We start from the raw sequence: 23832 nt of genomic DNA, 5'->3' as shown, positions 1-23832 counted from the left end.
GACCTTGCCGGTGGCCGACCCGTGCCCGCCCCGGTTGCTCCGTGCCGCCCGGGTCGCTCTGTGCCTGCCTGGGCCGGTCCACGCCCGCCCCGGTCGCTCCGTACTCGCCCCGCCGATGGGCGGGACGGTCGGACGTCCGGCCCCGGGCTGTCACTGGCTCGGCCTAGACTCGGTAGACGATGAGCAGCCTCTTTGACGACAGCTTCCTGGCGAACCTCCAGCCCCCGGAGGAAGAGCCCCCGCCGCCCGCCGAGGACTCCGCCGGCGGCCACGCCGGAGGGGGGCACCCCCCGGAGGAGGTTTCGCACGACCTGTTCGCCGGTGCGTGGCCCGCGACGGAGGGGGAGCCGCCCAGGCGCGACGGGTACTACCGGGACGGCGCCCCGCGCCCCGCCGTGGACCCCGCCGCGCTGCTCGAAGGTCTGAACGCCGAGCAGCGCGCGGCTGTCGTGCACGCCGGTTCCCCGCTGCTCATCGTGGCCGGTGCCGGATCCGGCAAGACCCGGGTGCTGACCCACCGGATCGGGCATCTGCTCGGCTCGCGCGGGGTGCACCCCGGCCAGATCCTCGCGATCACCTTCACCAACAAGGCCGCGGGCGAGATGAAGGAGCGCGTCGAGGAGCTGGTCGGCCCGCGCGCCCAGGCGATGTGGGTCATGACCTTCCACAGCGCGTGCGTGCGGATCCTGCGCCGCGAGTCGAAGAAGCTCGGATTCACCTCGTCGTTCTCGATCTACGACGCCGCCGACTCCAAGCGCCTGATGGCCCTGGTCTGCCGTGATCTGGACCTCGACCCGAAGAAGTTCCCGCCGAAGTCCTTCAACGCCAAGATCTCGAACCTGAAGAACGAGCTGATCGACGAGGAGACCTTCGCCGGGCAGGCCGCTGACGGATTCGAGAAGACCCTCGCCGAGGCGTACGCGCTCTACCAGGCACGGCTGCGCGAGGCCAACGCGCTGGACTTCGACGACATCATCATGACGACGGTCCACCTGCTCCAGGCCTTCCCGGACGTCGCCGAGCACTACCGGATGCGCTTCCGGCACGTCCTGGTCGACGAGTACCAGGACACCAACCACGCCCAGTACACCCTGGTACGCGAACTGGTCGGCCCGTCGGGTGAGGGCAAGGCGCCGGGCGAACTGTGTGTCGTCGGTGACGCGGACCAGTCCATCTACGCGTTCCGCGGGGCCACGATCCGCAACATCCTCCAGTTCGAGGAGGACTACCCGGACGCGACCACGATCCTCCTGGAGCAGAACTACCGCTCCACCCAGACGATCCTCTCCGCGGCCAACGCGGTCATCGAGCGCAACGAGAATCGCCGCGCCAAGAACCTCTGGACCGAGGCCGGCGAGGGCGCGAAGATCATCGGCTATGTCGCGGACACCGAGCACGACGAGGCGCAGTTCATCGCCGAGGAGATCGACCGGCTGACCGACGCGGGCGATGCGAAGGCCGGTGACGTCGCCGTCTTCTACCGGACGAACGCGCAGTCCCGTGTCTTCGAGGAGATCTTCATCCGGGTCGGTCTTCCGTACAAGGTCGTCGGCGGGGTGCGGTTCTACGAGCGCAAGGAGGTCCGCGACGTGCTGGCCTATCTGCGCGTCCTGGCCAATCCCGAGGACACCGTTCCGCTCCGCCGCATCCTCAACGTGCCCAAGCGCGGTATCGGCGACCGTGCGGAGGCGATGATCGACGCACTCGCGCAGCGGGAGAAGGTCAGCTTCCCGCAGGCGCTGCGCCGGGTGGACGAGGCGTACGGCATGGCGGCGCGCTCGGCCAACGCCGTGAAGCGGTTCAACGTCCTGATGGAGGAGCTCCGCACCATCGTCGAGTCGGGCGCCGGGCCCGCCGTGGTGCTGGAGGCCGTCTTCGAACGGACCGGTTATCTGGCCGAGTTGCAGGCATCCACGGACCCGCAGGACGAGACCCGGATCGAGAACCTTCAGGAACTCGCCGCCGTCGCCCTGGAGTTCGAGCAGGAGCGTAGCGACGAGGAGGGTACGGGCACGCTCGCCGAGTTCCTGGAGAAGGTCGCCCTGGTCGCGGACTCGGACCAGATCCCCGACGAGGACGAGGACGGCTCAGGTGTCATCACTCTGATGACGCTCCATACGGCCAAGGGGCTCGAATTCCCCGTGGTGTTCCTGACCGGCATGGAGGACGGCGTCTTCCCGCACATGCGCGCGCTCGGGCAGGTCAAGGAACTGGAGGAGGAGCGGCGGCTGGCGTACGTGGGGATCACGCGCGCCCGCGAGCGGCTGTACCTGACGCGCTCGACGCTGCGCAGCGCGTGGGGCCAGCCTTCCTACAACCCGGCGTCGCGCTTCCTTGAGGAGATCCCCGCCCAGCATCTGGAGTGGAAGCGCCTGGGCGCGATGGCCGCCCCGGCGGGCCCGACGTCGGGGATCACCTCGTCGCTGTCGTCCTCGCTGTCCTCGTCGCGTTCGCGTGCGGGCTCCGGTGGGGCTTCGGGATTCGCGACGCGGCGGGCCGGTGACAAGCCGGTGATCACGCTGAATGTCGGGGACCGGGTCACGCACGACCAGTTCGGCCTGGGAACCGTCATGCAGGTGACGGGGTCGGGCGCGGACGCCCAGGTCACGGTGGACTTCGGCGACGAGCGCCCGAAGAAGCTGCTGCTGCGCTACGCACCGGTCGAGAAGCTCTAGGCGGTACGGCCGGGCCCGCCGGGGCGGTTCACGCGGGACGCCTCGCCGGGGCCCTCCGGCGGGGCGCCTCAGGTGAGGCCGGTTCAGTCGCGCCGGTCATGCCTGGCCGGCGCGTCTTACGTCGGGTCGAGGCCGTGGCTGCGGAGCCACGGCAGCGGGTCGATCGCCGCGCCGCTGTGGGGCCGTACCTCGAAGTGCATGTGCGGCCCGGTCGAGTTCCCGGAGTTCCCGGAGTAGGCGATGACGTCGCCCGCCTTGACGGGGCCCGAGCGGATCTTGGTGCTGCTGAGGTGGCAGTACCAGGTCTCGGTGCCGTCGGGCGACGTGACCATGGCCATGTTCCCGTAGGCGCTGTTCCACTGCGTACGGACAGTGCCGTCAGTCGCGGCCATGACGGGCGTTCCGTAGGAGACGGGAAAGTCGATACCGGTGTGCACGGACATCCAGTTGACCCCGGCCTGGCCGAAGTAGGCGCTGAGCCCCTTCTGTGTCACCGGCAGGACGAACTTCGGCCGGGCCGCCTCCTTGCGCGCGGCTTCCTCCTCGGCCTTCTTCTTCGCCGTGGCCTGCCGCTGCTTCAGATCGAGGCGTTCCTGCGTACGGCTGGCGCGGTCGGCGAAGTCGTCGGCCTCGTGACTGAGGTCGGCGAGCTGGCTGTCCAGCTTGCTGTTGGCGGCCACCGGCTTGACGGACGACGGGTCGGCGGCAGCCTGGGTGGCCGTGCCGCTGTCCTTGCCGCTCTCCCCGATTCCCCCGACGGTCGCAGCGGCGACTCCGGCCACGCCCATCACACAGACGGAGGGGACGGCGATGGTCAGCAGCGCGGAACGCTTGGCGGGCGTACGCCGACGGCCACCCCGGCCACCCGCTGCGCGGCGCGCGGCGGAGAGGGGGGCATCAAGGTGCGGTGCGGTGGGAACGGGGCCCTGACCGAACTCACCGGGTCCGCCGGATTCGCCCGGTCCGCCTGACTCGGTGAACGCCGCGAATTCGGCGGTGTGTTCCGTCCCCTTGACGTCCGCGTCGCCTGCCGCGAGGTTGCCCGGAAGATCGATGGCGGCGAACTGCTGCGTGGCGTGAGGAGTCGCCTCAGACGCCTCTCCGGTGGAGTTCCGGGCAGTGGCGTCGTGGTCGCCTGTGTCGGCGCCGTACGCACCGGTGTTGTAGGTCCCGGTGCTGTACGTATCGGTGCTGTACGCGCCGGTGTCGTATGCGCCGGTGTCGTACGGGGCGGCGTCATCGGACTGTGCGAGCCACTGCTGGGTGGCGTCGGCATTCTCGAACTGGCCCGCGCATGTCCCGGTGTTGGTGTTCGCGTTCCAGGCGCCGGCGTCCCACTGGCCCGTCGTGTCGTGCCCGGCCGTGTCATGACCAGCGGCGGTCTGAGCCGGGTAGCCGTAACTCTGTGCCTGTGCCTGTGCCTGTGCCTGCGGCTGAACCGGCCACTGGCCGGTGGGCTGGTAGGCCCCGTCATTTCCGAGAGTCTGGTGAGCGCCGGTGTCCCACTGAGTGGCGTCGTACTCCCCGCTGTGTCCTGCCTGGTGGGCCGCGTGCGGTCCGGACGGGTACCCGCCCGGCATATCGCCGAAGAGCGGGTCGACGGCAAAAGTACCGGTGGGGCTGCCGGAGGAGTAATCGTCGTATCCGACGTACCCGGCGTGGGTTTGCTGGTCGTTCACCAACGTCTCTCTCGCCTCGGCAGCAGGGCCCTGCGTCGGGGGCACCCCCGGTGGAAGCAGTGGCGCGACTGTACCCGGCGGTACGCGGCGGCGACAATCTTCGGCAGGTATCGGACGCGTGGGAAACGGGCATTCGGCGGTCTTTCGAGGGGCTATGTACGCAGCCTTGGCCCGGCGTTCGGGAAGCGTTCGACGTGCGGGCTCCTTTCGGGCGGTCTCACTTCCCTTTCTTCCGGTCGTTCATTCGCACGTTTTCCGGCCACGGATCAGGCGACCGAGAGGACACTTTCCCGGGAATCGGCGGACGCCGCCTCGCCGGAGGAGTCGAGTGCCTGCCTGATGGCGGCGGCCACGGCCGGATGGACCGGGAGAGCGAGGTGCCCGATGCCGCTGACTCTGACATTCGTCGTGATCAGGTCGGGATGGTCGATACGGCCGGCCTCGACCGGGATCATCAGATGGTCGAGTTCGCTCCAGAAACTCACGAACCGGGTGCGGCAGCCGGGTGCGGGCCTGCGCAATTCCTCGATCACGTCCGAACGGGGCAGCATCTGCCGTACGAGTGGATGGGCGCTCATCAATTGAGCGATCTGGGTTCCCTCGTGCGGAGTGCCGAGCGTGACGAGCGTGCGCACCCGTCTGTCACCGCCCAGTCGCTGTACGTAGTACCGGGCGATCAGGCCACCGAGGCTGTGTCCGACGATGTCGACGTCCTCGTGCCCCGTACGGGCGCAGATCTCCTCGATGTGGTGTCCCAGCAGCTCGGCCGCCGCGCGGATGTCGCAGGTCAGCAGCGAGTAGTTGAGCGACTCCGGATGCTGCCACCCGTGCCGCAGGAGGGAACGGCGCAGCAGGACGAAGACGGAGCGGTTGTCCACGAAGCCGTGGAGCAGCACGACGGGACGGTGCCCCGGGTCGGCAGGGTCGGGTGAGCCGGGCGACTCGGGCGAGGGAAGGTGCTCGACCGTGGGCTCTCCGGCGCGCGGGTGCCCGAGTGACCGCCCGCGCGGGTTCTGGAGGGGCGTGCCGAGGGTCCCGCCGACCGGCGGCCCCGAGGGGCCGGTCGACGTGTGTCCGGCGGTGCTTCGCCCGCCCACGAGCCCGCCGGGCGGTGCGTCCAGTGGTACGTCGATCCGACGCTCGTCCGCGATGCCGGACGGGTACAGGAGCATATGCCCGGCCAGGATCGCGAGGTCGAGGGCTGTGGCGCGCAGCGGCACGGAGGAGAGCTGGAGCTGGTGCAGCAGCCATTGGGGGGAGAGGAAATCCGGCAGCACCTTCATGGGGCGACCTCCCGAACGGCGTACGGGGGCGACTTTGTCCCCACACGCACTCATGGGTGCCACGGAAGAGTCCCTGGCCGACATCACCGACATGTCAGCTTCCGTGCCATCCACCGTGCAGCCGATGGTACGGGTGATGCGGCGCTCTCGCCTGCGGCTCCCGTCACGCGGCACCCTGGTACCCCTTGCGTGGAGCCGGCATCCGGATTTCCGGCCCGGCGCAGGGTATGACGCGTAGTGAATGTGTCCCATGTGTGATTTCCCCCTCCCCGGCCACCGCGAAACGGCTGGTTGCGGGATGCTGTGGATAACGTTCGTTCACGTTCGTTCGCATCGTGCATGGAGGCAGTGATGGGTGTGGTCGGTCCGATCCGCGTAGTGGTCGCCAAGCCGGGTCTCGACGGGCACGATCGCGGGGCGAAGGTCATCGCGCGTGCGCTGCGGGATGCTGGTATGGAGGTCATCTACACCGGCCTCCACCAGACGCCCGAACAGATCGTGGGTACGGCCATTCAGGAGGACGCCGACGCGATCGGCCTCTCCATCCTGTCCGGTGCCCACAACACGCTCTTCGCGAAGGTGCTTGAGCTGTTGAAGGAGCGCGACGCGGAGGACATCAAGGTCTTCGGCGGCGGGATCATCCCGGAGGCGGACATCGCACCGCTGAAGCAACTGGGCGTCGCTGAGATCTTCACCCCGGGTGCTACCACGACATCCATCGTGGACTGGGTCCACGCGAACGTACGCCAGCCCGCGGGCGCCTGACGGGCCTACGGCCGGCTCCCCGCTTCCCGGTCGCCCCGCCTCTTGTCCGCTCGCCTCGTGGTCATCCCACCTCACCGGCCTGCCTACTGGCTCTCCTCTCTACTGGCAGCCCGCCTGTTTACTGGCTCCGCAATGCCAACGGCCCCCCGTAGCCACAAGGCCTGCCCGGTGCACGGTGTTTGGCGGCTGCGCCGGGCTGGGGTTGCAGCCGTGCGCTTGTGCGCTGCGTTGTTGCTTGCCATGTCGTCGCGTGCTGCGCCATTGCGTGTTGTGCCGTTGCGTGTTGTGTCGTTGCTTGTTGCGGGGAGCGCGCAACAAGCAACGGCATATCCGGGCTGTACACCTGCGGGGCCGTTGGTGAACCGGTTGCTCCGCATCACGCCGGCTGTTCCACTGCCTCTCCCCAGTCCGACTCGTCCGCCAGTTCTGCGGCCATCGCCGCCCGTAGCCTCAACGTAGACACCAGCCGCTGGAATGCCTCCGCCCAGTAGCCTCCCGCCCCCGGCGACGCCCCCTCCGTTTCGTCCGGTATCGCGGTGAGGACCTCGATGCGTGGTGCTTCCGCGGGGTCCAGGCACCGTTCGGCCAGTCCCATGACGCCGCTGAAGCTCCAGGGGTAGCTGCCCGCATCCCGCGCGATCTCCAGAGCGTCCACCACGGCCCGGCCCAGTGGCTCTGCCCAGGGGACGTCGCATATGGCCAGCAGCTGGAACGCCTCCGACAAGCCATTCCCGGCGATGAACTCGGCTACCCAGCGGGCCCGTTCGTCCTCCGGCAGTGCGGCCAGCAACTTGGCGCGCTCGGCGAGGGACGTCGTGCCGGGGCCCGAGAGTAGTGCGCGCGACCATTCGGTGTCCTGCTGCCGCACCGCGGCCCGGCACCACGCGGAGTGCAGTTCCTCGCCCCAGCCGTCCGCCACCGGCAGCGCGACGATCCGGTCGGGCGTGCAGCCCCTCAGCCTGCCGGTCCAGACCCCGAGCGGAGCCGCTTCCACGAGCTGGCCCAGCCACCAGGACCGCTCGCCCCGTCCGGCCGGTGGCACCGCGGATACTCCGTCGCGCTGCATCGCCGCATCGCACTCGTGCGGCGCTTCGACCGATATCCGCACCTGGTCCTCGGACAGGTCCAGACTGACGCACGTCATCGCGCGGACGGCCATCCGCCCGGCCAGCGCGGACGTGGGCAGCGCGGAGAGCAGTTCGGCCGCGGTGGAGCGGACATTGCGGCTCCGGTCGGCCAGGGCCCGTTCCAGGAAGGGCTCGTCCCCATCGGTCAGTCCGGTGCGCAACGAGTCGAGGAACATCAGGCGGTCCTCGGCCCGCTCCGTCGACCACGTGGTGGCGAGCAGATCGATCCCGGTTGCCGGCGCAGCTGCCCGTACGGCGGTGAGGAGTGCCACGCGTTCGGCGAAGAGGCCTTCCTCCCAGAGGCTCTGGACGCCTTCCATGGAAGCGGGCAGTGCCGTACCGCCCGGCGTGCTCCGCAGTGCGAACTTCCACGCAGGGTTGAGCCGGGCGAGCCACAATCCGCGCGCCCCGGCGAACGCGAGTGCCTGCGGCCGCAGATCCGTACGCGCCCGCGCCGCGTCGAGCAGTGCGTCCAGCTGCGAGGCCGGCGCCCGGTAGCCATGCCGGAGAGCTGCCGCCAGCCACTGGGGCAGAAGTTCGGTGAGATCGGGTGCCGCGCCGCGCCGTCCGCCGGAGCCCGGAGGCCCGGACCGGTCGGCCAGCAATTGAGCCAGCCTTCGCCTGGCCGGCTCGGGCGGCTCGGGCCGGGGATCATCCGGAGCCGGAGAGGGTGGCACTGCTGCGGCAGCGGGAAGCAGCCCTGCCCTGCGCCGCACGGTGTGCAGGGCGGCCGCGTCCAGGAGTGGCAGGTCTCCGGCCGGCGCCGGCCTGCGGTCGGTACCGAGCAGAGCCGAGGTGACGAGCTCTTCCCAGGCAGTGGTGCGGGTGCTGGTCATAGGTTCCCTCCGTGAGCGAGAAATGCGTGAGCGTAAAGGTGGAGGTGAGCGTGGTGGGATTGCCTTGGGCAGCATCCCCGGGGCCAGCCAGGTCTGCTCAGGCCGGGCCAGGCCAGGTCTGCTCAGGCCAGGCCAGGCCAGATCTGCTCGGGCCGGGCCAGGTCTGACCTGGTCAGGTCAGCGGCACGGCTTCGGTCCCGCCCGGCGTCCAAGCCGTGAGCGGGGTGAACCCCCGGTGCCCGCACTCACCGAATACGGTGACCGGGCTCCCACCGGAGAGCGCGGTGAGCCTCCACAGTCCGGTCCTGGCCGACGCGTCCGGCGTGATGGGCAGGGCGGAACCTCCCTCGGCGTCGGCCAGTTGCCAGCCGCTGCCTCCGCCGGCACCGGGCACCGGTATGACGGAGGACAGGGTCGCCGGCCAGGAACCGAGCCACGGGTCGGCGCGCAGGGCCTGCCCGTACGCACTGAGGGCGGCGCCGGTTGATATCCCCTCCGGCGGGCCGTCCGATCGTTCCGGAGGGCCGAACCGCTCGCCCAGCGCGGCCCGTAGCTGACCGGACCCCGGATACGGCATCAGGTCCGCATCCAGCGTCCGCCCCACGGGCAGAGCCGTCTCCGGCGCTCGGCCCGCCGCGCCGAAGTCCAGCAGCTGTGCGGTGCGCCCCGATCTGCTCCCGTACAACCAGATGCGGCGGGTGGTGAGTTTCCCCTCTGCGGAGTCCTGCTGCGAGAGGACCAACCACCTGTCCCGGACCGGCGGGCCCTCGGCTGATACGGGCAGGCCCACACGGCTACGGACCGTTGTTGCCAGTGCCTCCGGCAACCGCTCACGGCCGAGCCAGGCCCTGTCCAGCAGGTGCAGCATCGCGCACTCCTCCAGCAGCCGGGCCGGCCATCCCTGGCCGGACGACGGTATGGCCCCCAACTCCCGCACCCGGGAAGCCAGTCCAGGAGCCTGTGCGTCGACCATGCGGGCAGCGGTCTCCTCCCACAGCGCGTACCCCGACTGCTCCGCCCCGGCCAGTCCACTCCGCAGCAGGTCATCGAGGCGCTGTTCCAGCTCCGTGGCGCCCGCGGTGACCCGCTCGGCCCGGCGTGCCGCCCGCCGTCCGGCCGCTTCCGGATCCGCCGTCTTCCCGGAGCCGGAACCCGGACCGGCCGGGGAACGGGCCTCGGGCCGAATGGCCCGGCGGCCTTCGAGCCACTCGGCGGCCCACTCCGGTGGCGCCGGTGTTTCCTTCACTGCCTCGTCCGCGGCCGCCCAGAGCAGCAGCAGACCCATCGCGTGCTTGCACGGGAACTTCCGGCTGGGACAACTGCACTTGTAGGCCACCCTCGCGGTGTCGACGACAGTCCGGTACGGCTTGCTGCCGCTTCCGCTGCACAGCCCCCACACGGCGCCGAACCCGCCCGACCACCCCCCTTCCGACCATGACCCGGACGAGCCCCCGAGCCTGCTCCCCGCCTTGCGTGACGCTGCGTCAGGGGCCAGTGCCAGCACCTGGTCCGCAGACCAGCGCACCCCCTGCTCGGCCCCCTGCCCAACCCCCTGCTGATTCATGGCTCCGAAGGTAGGTGCTGCCACTGACAATCGGCTCTGAGCTGCGAAGACGGTCGATTGTCAGTGGCATGGTGCACGGTGGGAACCACATCCGGCCGAGCGATCTGGAGGGGGATCCATGACCACGTCCGAGAACACCGGTGCAGAGGTTCTGAGGCCGCACGCCGAGGACGCATTCGCCCACGAGCTCACGGCACTTGCCGCTGCGGACGACCGTCCGCGCCCCGAGCGCTGGAAGCTCTCGCCGTGGGCCGTGGCCACCTACCTCCAGGGCGGCACGCTGCCCGACGGCACGGTGATCACCCCCAAATACGTCGGACCGCGCCGCATCGTCGAAGTCGCCGTCACCACCCTCGCGACCGACCGTGCGCTGCTTCTGCTCGGTGTTCCCGGCACCGCCAAGACCTGGGTCTCCGAACACCTCGCGGCGGCCGTGAGCGGCGACTCCACCCTGCTCGTCCAGGGCACGGCCGGGACACCCGAGGAAGCGATCAGATACGGCTGGAACTACGCACAGTTGCTGGCCCGCGGGCCCAGCCGTGACGCCCTGGTGCCCAGCCCCGTCATGCGGGCCATGGCGGACGGCATGACCGCGCGGGTGGAGGAACTGACCCGGATCCCCGCCGACGTGCAGGACACCCTGATCACGATCCTCTCCGAGAAGACGCTGCCCATTCCCGAGCTGGGCCAGGAGACGCAGGCGGTTCGCGGATTCAATCTGATCGCCACGGCCAACGACCGTGACCGCGGGGTCAATGAGCTGTCCAGTGCGCTGCGCCGGCGCTTCAACACTGTGGTTCTGCCACTGCCTTCCTCCGCCGATGCGGAGGTCGACATCGTCTCCCGGCGCGTCGATCAGATCGGCCGTTCGCTCGATCTCCCCGCCGCGCCCGAAGGCATGGACGAGATCCGCCGGGTGGTGACCGTCTTCCGTGAGTTGCGCGGCGGGGTCACCACCGACGGGCGGACCAAGGTCAAGTCCCCTTCGGGCACGCTCTCCACCGCCGAGGCGATCTCCGTCGTCACCAACGGGCTCGCCCTCGCAGCGCACTTCGGCGACGGGGTGCTCCGGTCGGCCGACGTCGCCGCCGGCCTGCTGGGCGCGGTCGTCCGCGATCCGGCGGCCGACCGGGTGATCTGGCAGGAGTATCTGGAGACCGTGGTGCGGGAACGGGACGGCTGGAAGGACTTCTACCGGGCCTGCCGGGAGGTTTCGGTATGACCGGATACACGGCCTGTTCCGTATCCGAGGTGTCCTCGGTGCGGCAGCCCGTCCCAGCCGGCCGGCCCGCCTCAGCCGGCCAGTTCGTCCGAACCGGTCAGTGCGTACCAACTGGCCGGCCCGCCCCCGCCGGGGAGGGCGTCACCCCGGCGCATGCCACACCGTCCGCACCGGCCACGCACTCTGCGTCGGCGGCCGACCCGCTGCTGCTCGGCGTCCGGCACCACGGTCCCGGCTCGGCCCGCGCGGTGCTGGCCGCGCTGGACGCCGTGGTGCCCGATGCGGTGCTGATCGAGGGGCCACCCGAGGGCGATGCCTTGCTACCGCTCGCAGCCGACGCGCAGATGAGGCCACCGGTCGCGCTGCTCGCCCATGTGGTGGGCGATCCGGGCCGGGCGGCATTCTGGCCACTCGCGGAGTTCTCTCCGGAGTGGGTGGCGATCCGCTGGGCGCAGCGCCATGGGGTGCCGGTCCGATTCATCGATCTGCCTGCGGCGCACTCTCTTGCCATGGCCGATGAGGACCCTGCGGAGCGATTCCCTGAGGTATCCGGGGAGGGAGCGGAGGGCGAGGCTGAATGCGGCGGTGACAGTGGGCCCGGCGGGGTTGAACAGGACGGCAGGGGGCCCGGCACCGGCGTCCCCGCTGAAAGCGAAGCCCGGGACGCCTCTGCTGCGGTGCGGATCGACCCGATCGGCGTCCTGGCCGAAACCGCCGGGTACGACGACGCCGAGCGCTGGTGGGAGGACGTCGTGGAGCACCGTGGCTCCGGCGGCTCCGGCGGCTCCGGCGTTCCCGGTGGTTCCGTCTCGGTGACGAACCCCCTCGCGCCATTCGCCGCACTCTCCGACGCCATGGCGGCTCTGCGCGAGACATACGGCGACGCAGGCTTTCCCCGGGACCGGGTCCGTGAGGCCTACATGCGGATCCAGCTTCGTTCGGCCCGGAAGGAGTTCGACGGCCCGGTGGCGGTTGTCTGCGGCGCCTGGCACGTCCCTGCCCTGGCCGTGAAGACCACCGTCGCGGCCGACCGCGCCCTGCTCAAGTCGCTGCCCAAGGTGAAGGCCGAGATGACCTGGGTGCCCTGGACACACCGGAGGCTCGCCCGGTACAGCGGATACGGCGCCGGTATCGAGTCCCCCGGCTGGTACGGGCACCTGTTCAGTGCCGAAGACCGCCCTGTCGAACGCTGGATGACCAAGGTCGCGCGGCTGCTGCGGGACGAGGACCGGATGGTCTCCTCCGCCCATGTCATCGAAGCAGTGAGGCTCGCGGCGACGCTGGCCGCCCTGCGCGGGCGCCCGCTGCCCGGGCTGACGGAGACGACCGATGCCGTGCGGGCGGTGATGTGCGAAGGCTCCGACGTACCGCTCATGCTCGTCCAGGACCGGCTTGTCGTCGGCGAGGTGCTCGGAGAGGTGCCGGACGCCGCCCCTGCCGTGCCGCTCCAGCGTGATCTGACCCGGGCCCAGCGCACGCTGCGGCTGCGGCCGGAAGCCGTGGAACGGGATCTGGACCTCGACCTGCGCAAGGAGACCGACGCCGCACGGTCGCGGCTGCTGCACCGGTTGCGGCTTCTCGGGGTCGGGTGGGGTGAGCCCGGTCGGGGCCGGGTGAGTACGGGCACCTTCCGGGAGAGCTGGCGGCTCAGCTGGGAGCCGGAGCTTGCCCTGCGGGTCGCGGAGGCCGGGATGTGGGGGACGACCGTGCTCTCCGCCGCCACCGCCAGAGCCGAGTCGGAGGCCGTGTCCGCCACCGCGCTCGCCTCCGTCACCGCACTCGCTGAGCAGTGCCTGCTGGCCGAACTGCCCGATGCGCTCCCCGTGGTGATGCGGGCTCTCGCCGATCGCGCCGCACTCGACACCGACGTCGGCCATCTCGCAGGCGCACTGCCCGCGCTGGCCCGTTCGCTGCGGTACGGCGATGTGCGCTCCACCGGCACGGCGGCGCTCGGCGAGGTCGCCGTGGGCCTGGCCGAGCGGATCTGTGTCGGCCTGCCGCCGGCCTGTACGGGACTGGACGCGGACGGCGCGCATGAGATGCGGGGCCATCTGGAGGGAGTGCACACCGCGGTGGCACTGCTGCCGGACACCGTAGGACTGCATGAGCGGTGGACCGAGGCGCTGCGCAGACTGTCCGGACGGGACTCCGTCGCCGGGCTGATACGTGGGCGGGCCGTCCGGCTCCTGCTCGATGACGGACGGCTCGCCGAGGGCGAGACAGCACGGCTCATGAGCCTCGCCCTGTCGCCGGGTGCACTGCCCGCCGACGCGGCCGCCTGGATCGAGGGCTTCGTCGGCGGGGCTTCCGGGGCGGGGACGCTCCTGGTGCACGACGAGCGGTTGCTCGGGCTGGTCGACGCGTGGCTGGCGGGTGTGGCGCCGGATGCGTTCACCGACGTGTTGCCGTTGCTGCGCCGTACGTTCTCGGCGTACGAACCAGGGGTACGCCGCACCCTCGGCGAGCTGGTCAGGCGCACAAGTGCGGCCGGTGAGGGCGGGGCGAGTGGTGTTGCCGGCGGGAGGCCAGGCCGGGCTGAGGAGCCTGCGCCTGGATTCGGGGCCGGGCTCGACGCAGAGGGTGCCGACGCGGTCCTGCCGGTGCTGAGGCTGCTCCTCGGGAGCGGCGGATCCGCTGACGGCCCGGCGGACGGGTGGGGCAGGGGCGATGGGAGCGATCGTGGGGGTGGCGGGCCCGGTGGTGATGCCGGGGACGGGCGCGGGTTCGGTGGGGTCGGCCTGCGCGGGCGTGAATCTGGTGCCGATGGCCTGGGCGAGTGCGGGCAGTCGGGGTCTGCTGGGCCGCCCCGTGCCGACGGGCCGGACGGCGGTGTCAGCGACGGCAGTTGTGGCGGCGGTGCAAGAGACGGCGTATGCGACGGCGGTTGCGGCCGGGGGAGTGGTTGCGGTTGCGGTGAGGTGGGGCTGGGGAACGGCGGGCGGGGCGTTGAGAGCGCGGACGTCGACGATCTGATGGGGGCAGGCGGATGAACGCGGTGGATGAACGGCTGCGGCGCTGGCGGCTCGTCCTCGGGGGCGATGCGGCAGAGAGCACCGGCGTCTCGCTCGGCGACCGGGACGCAGCGATGGACGGGACGCTCAGTGCGCTGTACGGCAGCGGGAAGAAAGGAGCCGGGCGCGGTGGTGACCGGTCGGCGGGGCTCGGGGCGTCCGCGCCGTCCGTCGCGCGCTGGCTGGGTGACATCCGTACGTACTTTCCGAGCTCCGTGGTCCAGGTGATGCAGCGCGACGCGATCGAACGGATCGGTCTGTCGGCGCTGTTGCTGGAGCCGGAAATGCTGGAGGCCGTCGAGGCGGACGTGCACCTGGTCGGGACACTGCTCTCGCTCAACAAGGCGATGCCCGACACGACCAGGGAGACGGCCCGGGCCGTGGTCCGCAAGGTGGTCGAGGAACTGGAGAAGCGGCTCGCGACGAGGACGCGGGCCACCGTCTCCGGGGCTCTGGACCGTTCCGCGAGGATCAGCAGGCCGCGTCACCGGGACATCGACTGGGACCGCACCATCCGGGCCAACCTGAAGAACTATCTGCCGGAATACGGCACGGTCGTTCCGGAGCGGCTCATCGGCTACGGTCACGCCGCTCAGTCGGTGAAGAAGGACGTCATACTCTGCATCGATCAGTCGGGTTCGATGGCCGCCTCGGTGGTCTACGCGTCGGTGTTCGGGGCGGTTCTCGCCTCGATGCGCTCCATCTCCACCCGCCTCATCGTCTTCGACACGGCCGTTGTCGATCTGACGGAACAGCTCGATGATCCGGTGGATGTCCTCTTCGGTACCCAACTCGGCGGCGGTACCGACATCAACCGGGCACTTGCCTACTGCCAGTCGCAGATCACCCGGCCGAACGACACGGTCGTCGTCCTGATCAGCGATCTCTACGAGGGAGGGATACGGGACGAAATGCTGAAGCGCGTCGCGGCGATGAAGGCGGCGGGCACCCAGTTCGTCACGCTGCTCGCCCTGTCCGACGAGGGAGCGCCCGCGTACGACCACGCCCACGCGGAGGCCCTGGCCGCGCTCGGAGCACCCGCGTTCGCCTGTACGCCCGATCTCTTCCCGGACGTCATGGCGGCGGCGATTGAGCGAAGTCCCTTGCCGATACCGGACATGGCGGTGCATCAGTAACAGGGGCCTGCGCCACCACCTGATGCTCGTGCAAACATCATTCCGTCCCCGTGGAGGGGGACGTTCCGGCTGTTCGGGCTGTCCCGGCTGTAAGGACGCGCCTGAACGAGAACGCACTGACACGTACGTCCACGCACGTCCGACACACGCACGTCCGACACACGCCCGTCTGCACAAGTGAAGGCCGTTCCTCATCCTGACTTCCGCCGCTGCTCCGCTTACTGCCACCCGCACGCTGTGCGCGGGGTGACGGGACGGCGCTCGGTCCAGATGCTGCTGTTTCTCGGCGGCCTGCTGGTACTTGTCCTCCTGCACGGGGGCCAGGCACACGCGGCCGACCTGCCAGGGGCGACCGCGCACCTGGTACCGGCCGGGGCAACTGTGTCTGGTGGTCGGGCCGGTGGTGTTCAGACCGGTAATCAGGCGCGCGCCGATGGGCATACTCGCGAGGCTCCGGTACAGGATCCGGGTCCCGGTCAAGGCCGCGGCTCCGGCTACGCGTACGGCTTCCTCCCGAGTGGCGGCGTCCGTGTCCGTGGCTGACGTGGGGCGGATCAGCAAGCCGGTTGTCCGGCCGGTCCGGCACTTGGCGCGGAACCTGGAGTCCGCCGTACCGGTGCGGAGGGGGGGAAGCGCCCACCGGTGTCCACTCTTCCGGAGCCGTCGGCCCACACGGCTTCTGGGCGGAAGGCTGCGGAGCGGGCCGGTGGCCACCACCGTGTGGTTGCCGTAGTTCAGCGGTCCGGGGCCGGGCAGTCCGTGGTGGGCCCGGAACCGGTGCGGAGCCGGGCGGCGGCGGGGTCCACGTACCGCGAGGTGAGGAAGGCTGATTCCGGAGCGCGTTGCGTGTACCTGACGGGACGGCAGCCATGCGGGCCCGAGACCCCCGATGGCATGACCGGCCCCGGCAGAAGGACCGCTGAGGGGTCCGGATCCGGCAGCGGTGTGCCCTGCGCGGCACCCGTCGACGGTGGCGGTGCACGGTTCGCGCTGCTGCGCGGGGGTGGTGCAGGTCTGCCCGCCAGCCGGAGACCGCCGGTTTCCGGACCGTCGAATCATCAGGTGGAGCACCAGGTCCGGCACCAGGTCGAGCAAGCGGCTCCGCACCGGGCCGAGCACTGGATTCAGCACCAGATTCCGGCGACGTCCGGTGTTCTCTCCACCTCCCCCCATCCCGTCCGCCGGCGGGATCGGCGGAGCCGACGCTGTTGACGTGATCGACTACCTCTTCGGTCCGATCGAGCAGCTTCCCGGCTACTCCCAGGCCGTCGGCCAGGCCACCGTTGCCATCGGAACAGCCCACGACGTCCTCCACGACGTCACCCTCTACGACGTCACAGCATGGGACGTGCGGTCCACGACCTCACGGCCCACGGCCTCATGATCCACGGCGCGGCGGCACCGATGGTGGTCGGCCAGGTCGCGGGCGATGTGGTCTCCGACGTCCAGCCGACCGCGCAGGGCGTGGACTCGCAGGTGCGACCGACCGCGCACGGTGTCGTCTCGGCGGCGGAGCCGTCCGTTCACGGAGTGACCGCCCAGGTGAAGCCCCTGGCCCAGGGGCTCGGCGCCACCGTGCGCCGGCACGCACGTCCGACCGTCGGACACGCTGTCTCCGCCGCCTCGTCCAGTGCCTCGTCCGCTGCTTCGGCCGATGCTTCGGCCGCTGTGGAATCGGTCACCTCCGGGGGTGTGGCGGGCACGCTCCTCACGGGCGCTTCGCCGCTCTCCTGACCGCTCCCTGAGCGCGTCGGTACAGCTCACCGGGCGGTTCCCCGGGCCAGAGGGGCCGCCCGGTCCGGACAGGTGAGTTGTGACCGTAATCACCGCGCAGGTGTGATCCGCGATTTAGGGACCCGGCGCCCACGGGGATAACCTGCGAGACGGACATGCCGCGTACTCGGACACCGTCTACGCCTCCCTAGTGACAGCGCAGTCACGTTGCCCTTCGCGGCACGCCCACGCAGACAAGTAACCGCGATCACTACTGCGACGACGATTTAAAGCAAAGGGAGACGGACGCGCGTGGACCTGTTCGAGTACCAGGCGAGGGACCTCTTCGCCAAGCACGGTGTACCGGTGCTGGCCGGTGAAGTCATCGACACGCCTGAGGCGGCGCGCAAGGCCACTGAGAGCATGGGCGGCAAGTCCGTCGTCAAGGCTCAGGTGAAGGTCGGCGGCCGTGGCAAGGCCGGCGGCGTGAAGCTGGCCGCGACCCCGGACGAGGCCGTCGCGCGCGCGACGGACATCCTCGGCATGGACATCAAGGGCCACACGGTCCACAAGGTGATGATCGCCGAGCTGTCCCCGGAGATCGAGGCGGAGTACTACGTCTCGTACCTCCTCGACCGCACCAACCGCACCTTCCTGGCCATGGCCTCGGTGCAGGGCGGCATGGAGATCGAGGAGGTCGCGGAGAAGACCCCCGAGGCTCTCGCGAAGGTCCCGGTCAACGCCGTCGACGGCGTCGACATCGTCAAGGCCCGCGAGATCGTGGCCCAGGCGAAGTTCCCGGCCGACGTGGCCGAGGGTGTCGCCGAGGCCATGGTGACCCTGTGGGACACCTTCGTCGCCGAGGATGCCCTCCTCGTCGAGGTCAACCCGCTGGTGAAGACCAAGGACGGCCGGATCCTGGCCCTTGACGGCAAGGTCTCGCTCGACGAGAACGCCGACTTCCGCCAGCCCGACCACGAGGCTCTCGAGGACAAGGCAGCAGCCAACCCGCTCGAGGCTGCTGCCAAGGCCAAGAACCTCAACTACGTCAAGCTCGACGGCGAGGTCGGCATCATCGGCAACGGCGCGGGGCTCGTCATGAGCACCCTCGACGTCGTCGCGTACGCCGGTGAGAAGCACAGCAACGTGAAGCCCGCCAACTTCCTCGACATCGGTGGCGGCGCCTCCGCCGAGGTCATGGCGAACGGCCTGGAGATCATCCTCGGCGACCCGGACGTCAAGTCCGTGTTCGTCAACGTCTTCGGTGGCATCACCGCGTGCGACGAGGTCGCCAACGGCATCGTCCAGGCACTTGAGCTCCTCAAGTCCAAGGGCGAAGCGGTCACCAAGCCGCTGGTCGTGCGCCTCGACGGCAACAACGCGGAGCTGGGTCGCAAGATCCTGTCGGACGCCAACCACCCGCTCGTGCAGCGTGTGGACACCATGGATGGCGCGGCCGACAAGGCCGCCGAGCTCGCGGCTGCGAAGTAAGGGACAGGTCACCAACACCATGGCTATTTTCCTGACCAAGGAAAGCAAGGTCATCGTCCAGGGGATGACCGGTGCCACCGGCATGAAGCACACCAAGCTCATGCTCGCTGACGGCACCAACATCGTCGGCGGCGTGAACCCCCGCAAGGCCGGCACCTCCGTCGACTTCGACGGCACCGAGGTCCCCGTGTTCGGCACGGTCGCCGAGGCCATCGAGAAGACCGGCGCCGACGTCTCGGTCCTCTTCGTGCCGCCGGCCTTCTCCAAGGCTGCCGTCGTCGAGGCGATCGACGCCGAGATCCCGCTCGCCGTCGTCATCACCGAGGGCATCGCCGTCCACGACTCGGCCGCGTTCTACGCGTACGCCAAGTCCAAGGGCGACAAGACCCGGATCATCGGCCCGAACTGCCCCGGCCTGATCACCCCCGGCCAGTCCAACGCCGGCATCATCCCGGGCGACATCACCAAGCCCGGCCGTATCGGTCTCGTGTCCAAGTCGGGCACGCTGACCTACCAGATGATGTACGAGCTGCGCGACATCGGCTTCTCGTCCGCGGTCGGCATCGGTGGCGACCCGGTCATCGGTACGACGCACATCGACGCCCTCGCGGCGTTCGAGGCGGACCCCGAGACCGACCTCATCGTGATGATCGGTGAGATCGGCGGCGACGCCGAGGAGCGTGCGGCCGACTACATCGCGAAGAACGTGACGAAGCCGGTCGTCGGCTACGTCGCGGGCTTCACGGCGCCCGAGGGCAAGACCATGGGCCACGCCGGCGCCATCGTCTCCGGCTCCTCCGGCACCGCCCAGGCGAAGAAGGAAGCGCTTGAGGCCGCGGGCGTCAAGGTCGGCAAGACGCCGACCGAGACGGCCAAGCTGGCCCGGGCGATCCTCGTCGACGCGTAACGGATCCGGCTCTTCCGGTAGTCCCAGCACTGCGGAGCGGGCCCGTTCCTCCTGGTTTTCAGGGGGAACGGGCCCGCTCACGTGTGGGACGCCAGGGCGGTTCGGGACCGTTCCGGACTGGACCAGACCGGACTGGGCCGGGCCGGGCCGGCTCCGCGCTAGCGCAGCTGCGGCACCAGGCGCTCCGGGCCGTTCGCCGGCTCCGTCTGAAGCTTCTGGCGCAGCTTCCTGTCCTCGGCGGTCAGCCGCTGCGGGCCTCCGCGCGGGGGGACACCCTCCACGCGTTGCGGGGGGCCGGTCGGCCGCGCGTAGTGGGTGGGGGCTGTGGCCAGTGTGAACGCCGTCAGGGCCGTCAGCAGTGCGACGCAACCGATGGTGAGCCGCGTCCAGAACCGGGTCCGGCGCTCGCTCCCCGTCCGTACGGTGCGGGGCTCCGGGAGGGTGGCTTCGGGGCCCGTCAGGGTGAGGACCCCCAGATGTTCGCGGAGCAGTCCGGGTTCCTCCAGATCGGGCAGGGCCCGGGCCACGGCAGCCCGCGCGTACAGCAGCCTGTTCGCGGCCGCGGGTGTGCTCGCCTCTGTTTCGGCCGCGGTCTCGGGGAGGTCGAGACCGAGCCCGTCGTAGAGCAGCAGCGTGCGCCGGTAGGCGGGCGGCAAGCGGAGCACGGCGTCCCGCAGCGGAATCTGTGCGGGATCCGTGGCCCGGCGGTCGGCCTGCCCGCGCCTGCGGCTCGTCCGGCGCCAGGGCGACATCGCGTACTCGTACGCCGCCGCCCGTACCCAGCCCGCCGGGTCGCGGTCCGTCGCGACCTCCGGCCACCTCTGCCAGGCCAGGTGGAACGCGCGCTCGACCGATTCCCTGGCGAGGCGGCGGCGCCCGGTGAGCAGATACGTCTGGTGTACGAGACCTGACGCGGCCCGCACGTAGAGCATGTCGAAGGCCTCGGCGGGCGTGACACCTGGCGGCTGCTCCGGGTCGGGAGCGTTCTGCGGGTCCCCAGAACCCTGAGGGTCCTGCGACTCCTGCGGGTCCTGTGTGTCCTCTGCTTCTGGTGTTGTTGGTTCTTCTCCTGTTTTCTGCGGGTCTGCTGGGTCCGCTGGTGCAGGCGGTGCAGGCGGTGCAGGCGGTGCTTCCGGAGACGCTGCTTCGCGCCGGTCTTCCGCTGTTTTGTCGGCGCCCGGCGACTTCGCCCCGCGTCCTCGGCGCCGCTTCTTCGGGGAGCGCAGTTCCGTCATGAGATGTCCCCAGCGCTGCTCACGGCGGGACGCCAGTCCGAAAAGTGCATAAACGTATATTGAGTGACACGACCGGTCTTTGCCTGTTACGCGGCGAAAGCGCGTGTCGTTGGCAGCATGGCCCGCGTGACCCAGATGACCGACCGCCGCCCGTCGCTCGCCCCCGTGCGGAGCCGATCCGCCGTGCTGGCCGACTGCGTGCTGCGAGGTGGGCTCGCGGCGGCGCTCGGACTCGGCTCGCTCACCGTGCTGGTGATGCTGCTGTGGATCAGCTCGCCCTATCCCGACAGCGGGCCGGGCGGCGCGCTGCATGTCACCGCCGCGCTGTGGCTGCTGGCCCACGGCGTGGAGCTGACCAGGCACGACACCGCGTCCGGCGTTCCTGCCCCACTGGGCATGGTGCCGATGCTGCTGGTCGTCCTGCCCGTCTGGCTGGTCCAGCGGGCCGCGCGGGAGGCGTTCGACCCCGCGAACGGCCGTCCGGGGCCGTCGGTGCCGGGTGCTCTCTGTGCGGTGACCGGTGGTTATCTGCTGGTGGCCGCCGCTGTCGCCGCGTACGCGTCGGGCGGGGCGCTGTCCGTCGAACCGCTGAGCGCGCTGTGGCATCTGCCGCTCGTCGCCGGTGCCGCGGCGGCGGTGGGAGTGTGGCGGGCGCGCGTCTTCCCGCGCGAGCCGTTCAGCGGCTGGGGGCGCATGCGGATTCCCGGCGGCCCGCGGCTTTCCGCCGGCGTACGGCGTGCCTACGCCCACCCCGGGGTGGGCACCGCGCTGAGGGCCGGTGCTGCCGGAGTCGCCGTGCTGACCGGTGGGGGTGCGCTGCTGGTCGGCGGTTCGCTGGTGTGGCACGGGGGCGCCGCGCAAGAGTCGTTTCTGCGGCTGACCGGCGCCTTGTCGGGGCGGTTCACGGTCCTGCTGCTGGCTGCCGCGCTCGTGCCGAACGCGGCGCTGTGGGGGGCTTCGTACGCGCTGGGTCCCGGTTTCAGCCTCGGTGCCGGTTCGGCGGTGACACCGCTCATGGTGACCGGCAACGCCGCGCTTCCCTACTTCCCGCTGCTGGCCGCTCTGCCGGGTCCCGGGAGTGGTTCGCCGCTGAACTGGGCCGTCGCGGGTGTGCCGCTGGCCGCGGGCGTTGTGCTCGGCTGGTTCGTGACGCGGGTACGGGACGTACGGGACGAGAGCCGTGCCGGGACTGTCGGCGTCACCGCGCTCACGGCGCTGGCGGCGGCTGTCGTCTGTGCGGCGGCGGTGGCCGTTCTGGCTGCTCTGTCCGGCGGTCCGCTCGGTACCGGAAGGCTGACGTCCTTCGGCCCGGTGTGGTGGCGGACCAGCGTGGCTGCCCTCGCCTGGACTGTGGGAACGGGACTTCCGGTGGCACTGGTGCGGCGCTGGTGGGCGCTGCGGAGCAGCAGGCGTGTTCACCGGGCCGGGCCCGCTGTGGACGCCGCAGCCGCACGCGTGGAGGTGCCGGTCCCGGTGGAGGTGCCTGCTCCGTTCGGAGTCCCGGCCCTGGCGGAACCGGAGGCGTACGACGACGGGGCGGAAGACGGGGCGGACAGCGGGAACGACCACGGAGTAGACGGGAGAGCAGCGGACGGGGGAGTGGGCGACGGAGCACGGGTGGGGCGGTGGGCCCGGCTGTGGGCGTTTTCCGGGAGGCTGCTGGCGAAGTTCCCTCTCACGGATGCGCAGGACAGGGGTGCTCAGGAGCGGGAGTCGTCCTCGCCGCCTGCCGATTCCTTCGTACCTGTCGCGGCTTCCTCCTCCCCGGGCTCCCCGGGCTCCCCGGGCTCCCCGGGCGGGAACGACACAGGGGGAGAAGCCGGAGAGGCAGCCGAGGCCGGGGACGCCGGGGGGAGCGCTGGGACCGCTGCGAGTGCCGCTGTCCTCCACCCCGTGGAGAAGGAGGACGTTCCGGCCCCTGCCACGCCCGCCGGGGATACCGTGCCGGGCGCGGACGCCGACAGCAAGAGCGGTCTTCCGTCGCGATCAGCCGGGTCGGGGGCCGGGGCAGGGTCCGGCCCCGATCCGTCCCCCGGTGCCGGCGCCGACCCGGACATCTGGCCGCCGATGCCCTACGCGGACGAGGACTGAGGCCGCCCGTCTGTCCCCGTGCCTACTTCTTCGTACCGAGAAGCGGAACCAGCGAGTTCGGCAGCTTCTTGTTGCAGGCGATCTGGCCCTGCTTCGTGAGCGCGTCGTTCACGCAGGTGTAGTAGTCGCGGTACACGAGCTGCGCCGAGAACGTCAGGATCACGATCAGCAGCGCGAGCCCCGCGGTCACCATGCCGCTCACCGCGGCGGTGATCTGCTGCTTCGAGGAGGCTGCCGTCGCACCGGCATACGGGCCCGTATAAGGGCCGGGAGCGGGCGGCGCCGTCGGTGCCGGGGGAACGTCCGGGCCCGGCGGTGGCCCGTCGGTCGGGGCGGCCGGGTGCTGCGGCGCCGCCGTCCGGGATGCCGCGCCCTTGCTGCCGCCGGAATCCGGCTGAGGCTTCGCGCGCAGGGCGCTGATGCCCCAGTACAGCGCGAGCGCGCCCAGGAGCAGGCCGATCTCCGGCAGAGCGAACAGGGCGAAGAAGAAGGCCCACATTCCGGCGAGCAGCGCGTAGCGCGCCCTGCGCTGAGCCGGGTCCTTCGGATCCCAGCGCAGGCCGGGACCGGGACCGCCCTGGCCGCCGTTCCGCCCGTTTCCGGGATCGTTCGGGCCGCCGGTCGGGCGCTGGGGGTCGCCGCCGAACCCGCCGTCGTGGCGGCCCGGCTGAACCGGGCTCCACTGGCTCCCCCGGCCGGGGGACGACGGCGAGGACGAGTCGTCGCCGTCGTTGCCGTCACCGCTCCCGTCACCGCTTCCTTCACCGGATTCGCCGCCGTTGTCCTCGCTGCCCGCCGCGTGCTGCGGCTGCCGCGGCCGCCACGGCTGCTCCGGCCGGTCCGGGGGCGGCGGCGCGAACGGGTTGTCGTCGTCGGGCTCCGTCGAAGAGGGCCGGCGTTCCCGAAGCAGCAGTGAACCCTGCCCGTGCGGCGGGGTGCGGAGAGTCGCGCGGTGGCGTCGGTCCTGCATCTGGTGAACGTCTTCCCCTCATTCGGTTCCTGCCCGGGAGACAGGTCCTGTCCCCAGACGCTACCTCTCGGCCGTGCCCCCGTCCCGTGGGGGCCGTTCGGTGTGCCGGTATCGTTGCCGACGGTCG

16 protein-coding genes are annotated in these 23832 nt (G+C 70.7%); 10 read left to right on the top strand and 6 right to left on the bottom strand.

Annotated elements, in window-relative coordinates; translation table 11 throughout:
- The first annotated feature begins 179 nt into the window (after positions 1-179).
- Positions 180-2675, top strand: a complete 2496-nt coding sequence (pcrA, locus tag OG285_RS12550; RefSeq protein ID WP_371790990.1) for a DNA helicase PcrA — start codon at positions 180-182, stop codon at positions 2673-2675.
- 116 nt (positions 2676-2791) lie between these two features.
- Here pcrA and OG285_RS12545 read toward each other — a convergent pair whose 3' ends face one another.
- Positions 2792-4354 (bottom strand): peptidoglycan DD-metalloendopeptidase family protein, encoded by a 1563-nt coding sequence (locus tag OG285_RS12545; protein WP_371790989.1) that lies wholly within the window; start codon positions 4352-4354, stop codon positions 2792-2794.
- A 266-nt stretch (positions 4355-4620) separates the two neighbouring features.
- On the bottom strand, positions 4621-5637 hold the full coding sequence (locus OG285_RS12540) for an alpha/beta fold hydrolase (RefSeq protein WP_356828701.1): 1017 nt from the start codon (positions 5635-5637) through the stop codon (positions 4621-4623).
- A gap of 351 nt (positions 5638-5988) precedes the next feature.
- Between OG285_RS12540 and OG285_RS12535 the strand changes: the two genes are divergently transcribed.
- The gene (locus OG285_RS12535; RefSeq protein ID WP_266854138.1) at positions 5989-6402 is read left to right on the top strand and encodes a cobalamin B12-binding domain-containing protein; all 414 of its coding nucleotides are present in this window, start codon (positions 5989-5991) and stop codon (positions 6400-6402) included.
- 376 nt (positions 6403-6778) lie between these two features.
- On the opposite strand, the gene OG285_RS12530 is transcribed toward OG285_RS12535, so the two are convergent.
- Together OG285_RS12530 and OG285_RS12525 are read right to left on the bottom strand one after the other, a co-directional pair.
- Entirely contained in the window at positions 6779-8365 is a 1587-nt protein-coding gene (locus OG285_RS12530; protein WP_371790988.1) for a DUF5691 domain-containing protein, read from the bottom strand.
- A 172-nt stretch (positions 8366-8537) separates the two neighbouring features.
- Entirely contained in the window at positions 8538-9929 is a 1392-nt protein-coding gene (locus tag OG285_RS12525; protein WP_371790987.1) for an SWIM zinc finger family protein, read from the bottom strand.
- A gap of 118 nt (positions 9930-10047) precedes the next feature.
- Here OG285_RS12525 and OG285_RS12520 point away from each other — a divergent pair, with 118 nt between their 5' ends.
- The 7 genes from OG285_RS12520 to sucD all read left to right on the top strand — a co-directional run bounded on the left by OG285_RS12520 (position 10048) and on the right by sucD (position 19409).
- The gene (locus OG285_RS12520) at positions 10048-11151 is read left to right on the top strand and encodes an AAA family ATPase (RefSeq protein ID WP_371790986.1); all 1104 of its coding nucleotides are present in this window, start codon (positions 10048-10050) and stop codon (positions 11149-11151) included.
- Between the two features lie 203 nt (positions 11152-11354).
- Positions 11355-14141, top strand: a complete 2787-nt coding sequence (locus OG285_RS12515) for a DUF5682 family protein (RefSeq protein WP_371793518.1) — start codon at positions 11355-11357, stop codon at positions 14139-14141.
- Positions 14138-15298, top strand: a complete 1161-nt coding sequence (locus OG285_RS12510) for a VWA domain-containing protein (protein WP_371790985.1) — start codon at positions 14138-14140, stop codon at positions 15296-15298. Before OG285_RS12515 ends, OG285_RS12510 begins: the two co-directional genes overlap by 4 nt.
- A 1213-nt stretch (positions 15299-16511) precedes the next feature.
- Positions 16512-16682, top strand: coding sequence for a hypothetical protein (locus OG285_RS12505; RefSeq protein WP_371790984.1), 171 nt, complete (start codon positions 16512-16514; stop codon positions 16680-16682).
- Positions 16640-17032, top strand: a complete 393-nt coding sequence (locus OG285_RS12500; protein ID WP_371790983.1) for a hypothetical protein — start codon at positions 16640-16642, stop codon at positions 17030-17032. Before OG285_RS12505 ends, OG285_RS12500 begins: the two co-directional genes overlap by 43 nt.
- Before the next feature lie 291 nt (positions 17033-17323).
- Entirely contained in the window at positions 17324-18502 is a 1179-nt protein-coding gene (gene sucC / locus OG285_RS12495) for an ADP-forming succinate--CoA ligase subunit beta (RefSeq protein WP_266854128.1), read from the top strand.
- 19 nt (positions 18503-18521) lie between these two features.
- Positions 18522-19409, top strand: a complete 888-nt coding sequence (gene sucD, locus OG285_RS12490; RefSeq protein WP_356828684.1) for a succinate--CoA ligase subunit alpha — start codon at positions 18522-18524, stop codon at positions 19407-19409.
- A gap of 158 nt (positions 19410-19567) precedes the next feature.
- Here the strand turns inward: sucD and OG285_RS12485 are convergent, their stop codons facing one another.
- A complete protein-coding gene (locus OG285_RS12485; RefSeq protein ID WP_356828682.1) occupies positions 19568-20341 on the bottom strand; it encodes a hypothetical protein in 774 nt (257 codons plus the stop codon).
- Between the two features lie 438 nt (positions 20342-20779).
- Here OG285_RS12485 and OG285_RS12480 point away from each other — a divergent pair, with 438 nt between their 5' ends.
- Positions 20780-22735, top strand: coding sequence for a DUF6350 family protein (locus tag OG285_RS12480; RefSeq protein WP_371793517.1), 1956 nt, complete (start codon positions 20780-20782; stop codon positions 22733-22735).
- A gap of 22 nt (positions 22736-22757) precedes the next feature.
- Here OG285_RS12480 and OG285_RS12475 read toward each other — a convergent pair whose 3' ends face one another.
- Positions 22758-23705 carry a hypothetical protein gene (locus OG285_RS12475; protein ID WP_371790982.1) on the bottom strand — a complete coding sequence of 316 codons (948 nt, stop codon included), beginning with the start codon at positions 23703-23705 and terminating at the stop codon, positions 22758-22760.
- Positions 23706-23832: the final 127 nt, after the last annotated feature.

The organism is Streptomyces sp. NBC_01471, from assembly GCF_041438865.1.
Taxonomy (GTDB): domain Bacteria; phylum Actinomycetota; class Actinomycetes; order Streptomycetales; family Streptomycetaceae; genus Streptomyces.
The sequence above is the reverse complement of the archived record's forward strand: the minus strand, read 5'-3'. Positions and strand labels throughout refer to the sequence as shown.

Coding starts and splice junctions, on each gene's coding strand:
- OG285_RS12480 (WP_371793517.1), top strand. CDS start 20,780: ATGACCGACCGCCGCCCGTCGCTCGCCCCCGTGCGGAGCCGATCCGCC.
- OG285_RS12540 (WP_356828701.1), bottom strand. CDS start 5,637: ATGAAGGTGCTGCCGGATTTCCTCTCCCCCCAATGGCTGCTGCACCAG.
- OG285_RS12500 (WP_371790983.1), top strand. CDS start 16,640: ATGGGACGTGCGGTCCACGACCTCACGGCCCACGGCCTCATGATCCAC.
- OG285_RS12510 (WP_371790985.1), top strand. CDS start 14,138: ATGAACGCGGTGGATGAACGGCTGCGGCGCTGGCGGCTCGTCCTCGGG.
- OG285_RS12520 (WP_371790986.1), top strand. CDS start 10,048: ATGACCACGTCCGAGAACACCGGTGCAGAGGTTCTGAGGCCGCACGCC.
- sucD (WP_356828684.1), top strand. CDS start 18,522: ATGGCTATTTTCCTGACCAAGGAAAGCAAGGTCATCGTCCAGGGGATG.
- OG285_RS12530 (WP_371790988.1), bottom strand. CDS start 8,365: ATGACCAGCACCCGCACCACTGCCTGGGAAGAGCTCGTCACCTCGGCT.
- OG285_RS12535 (WP_266854138.1), top strand. CDS start 5,989: ATGGGTGTGGTCGGTCCGATCCGCGTAGTGGTCGCCAAGCCGGGTCTC.
- OG285_RS12475 (WP_371790982.1), bottom strand. CDS start 23,705: ATGCAGGACCGACGCCACCGCGCGACTCTCCGCACCCCGCCGCACGGG.
- pcrA (WP_371790990.1), top strand. CDS start 180: ATGAGCAGCCTCTTTGACGACAGCTTCCTGGCGAACCTCCAGCCCCCG.
- OG285_RS12525 (WP_371790987.1), bottom strand. CDS start 9,929: ATGAATCAGCAGGGGGTTGGGCAGGGGGCCGAGCAGGGGGTGCGCTGG.
- OG285_RS12485 (WP_356828682.1), bottom strand. CDS start 20,341: ATGCTCTACGTGCGGGCCGCGTCAGGTCTCGTACACCAGACGTATCTG.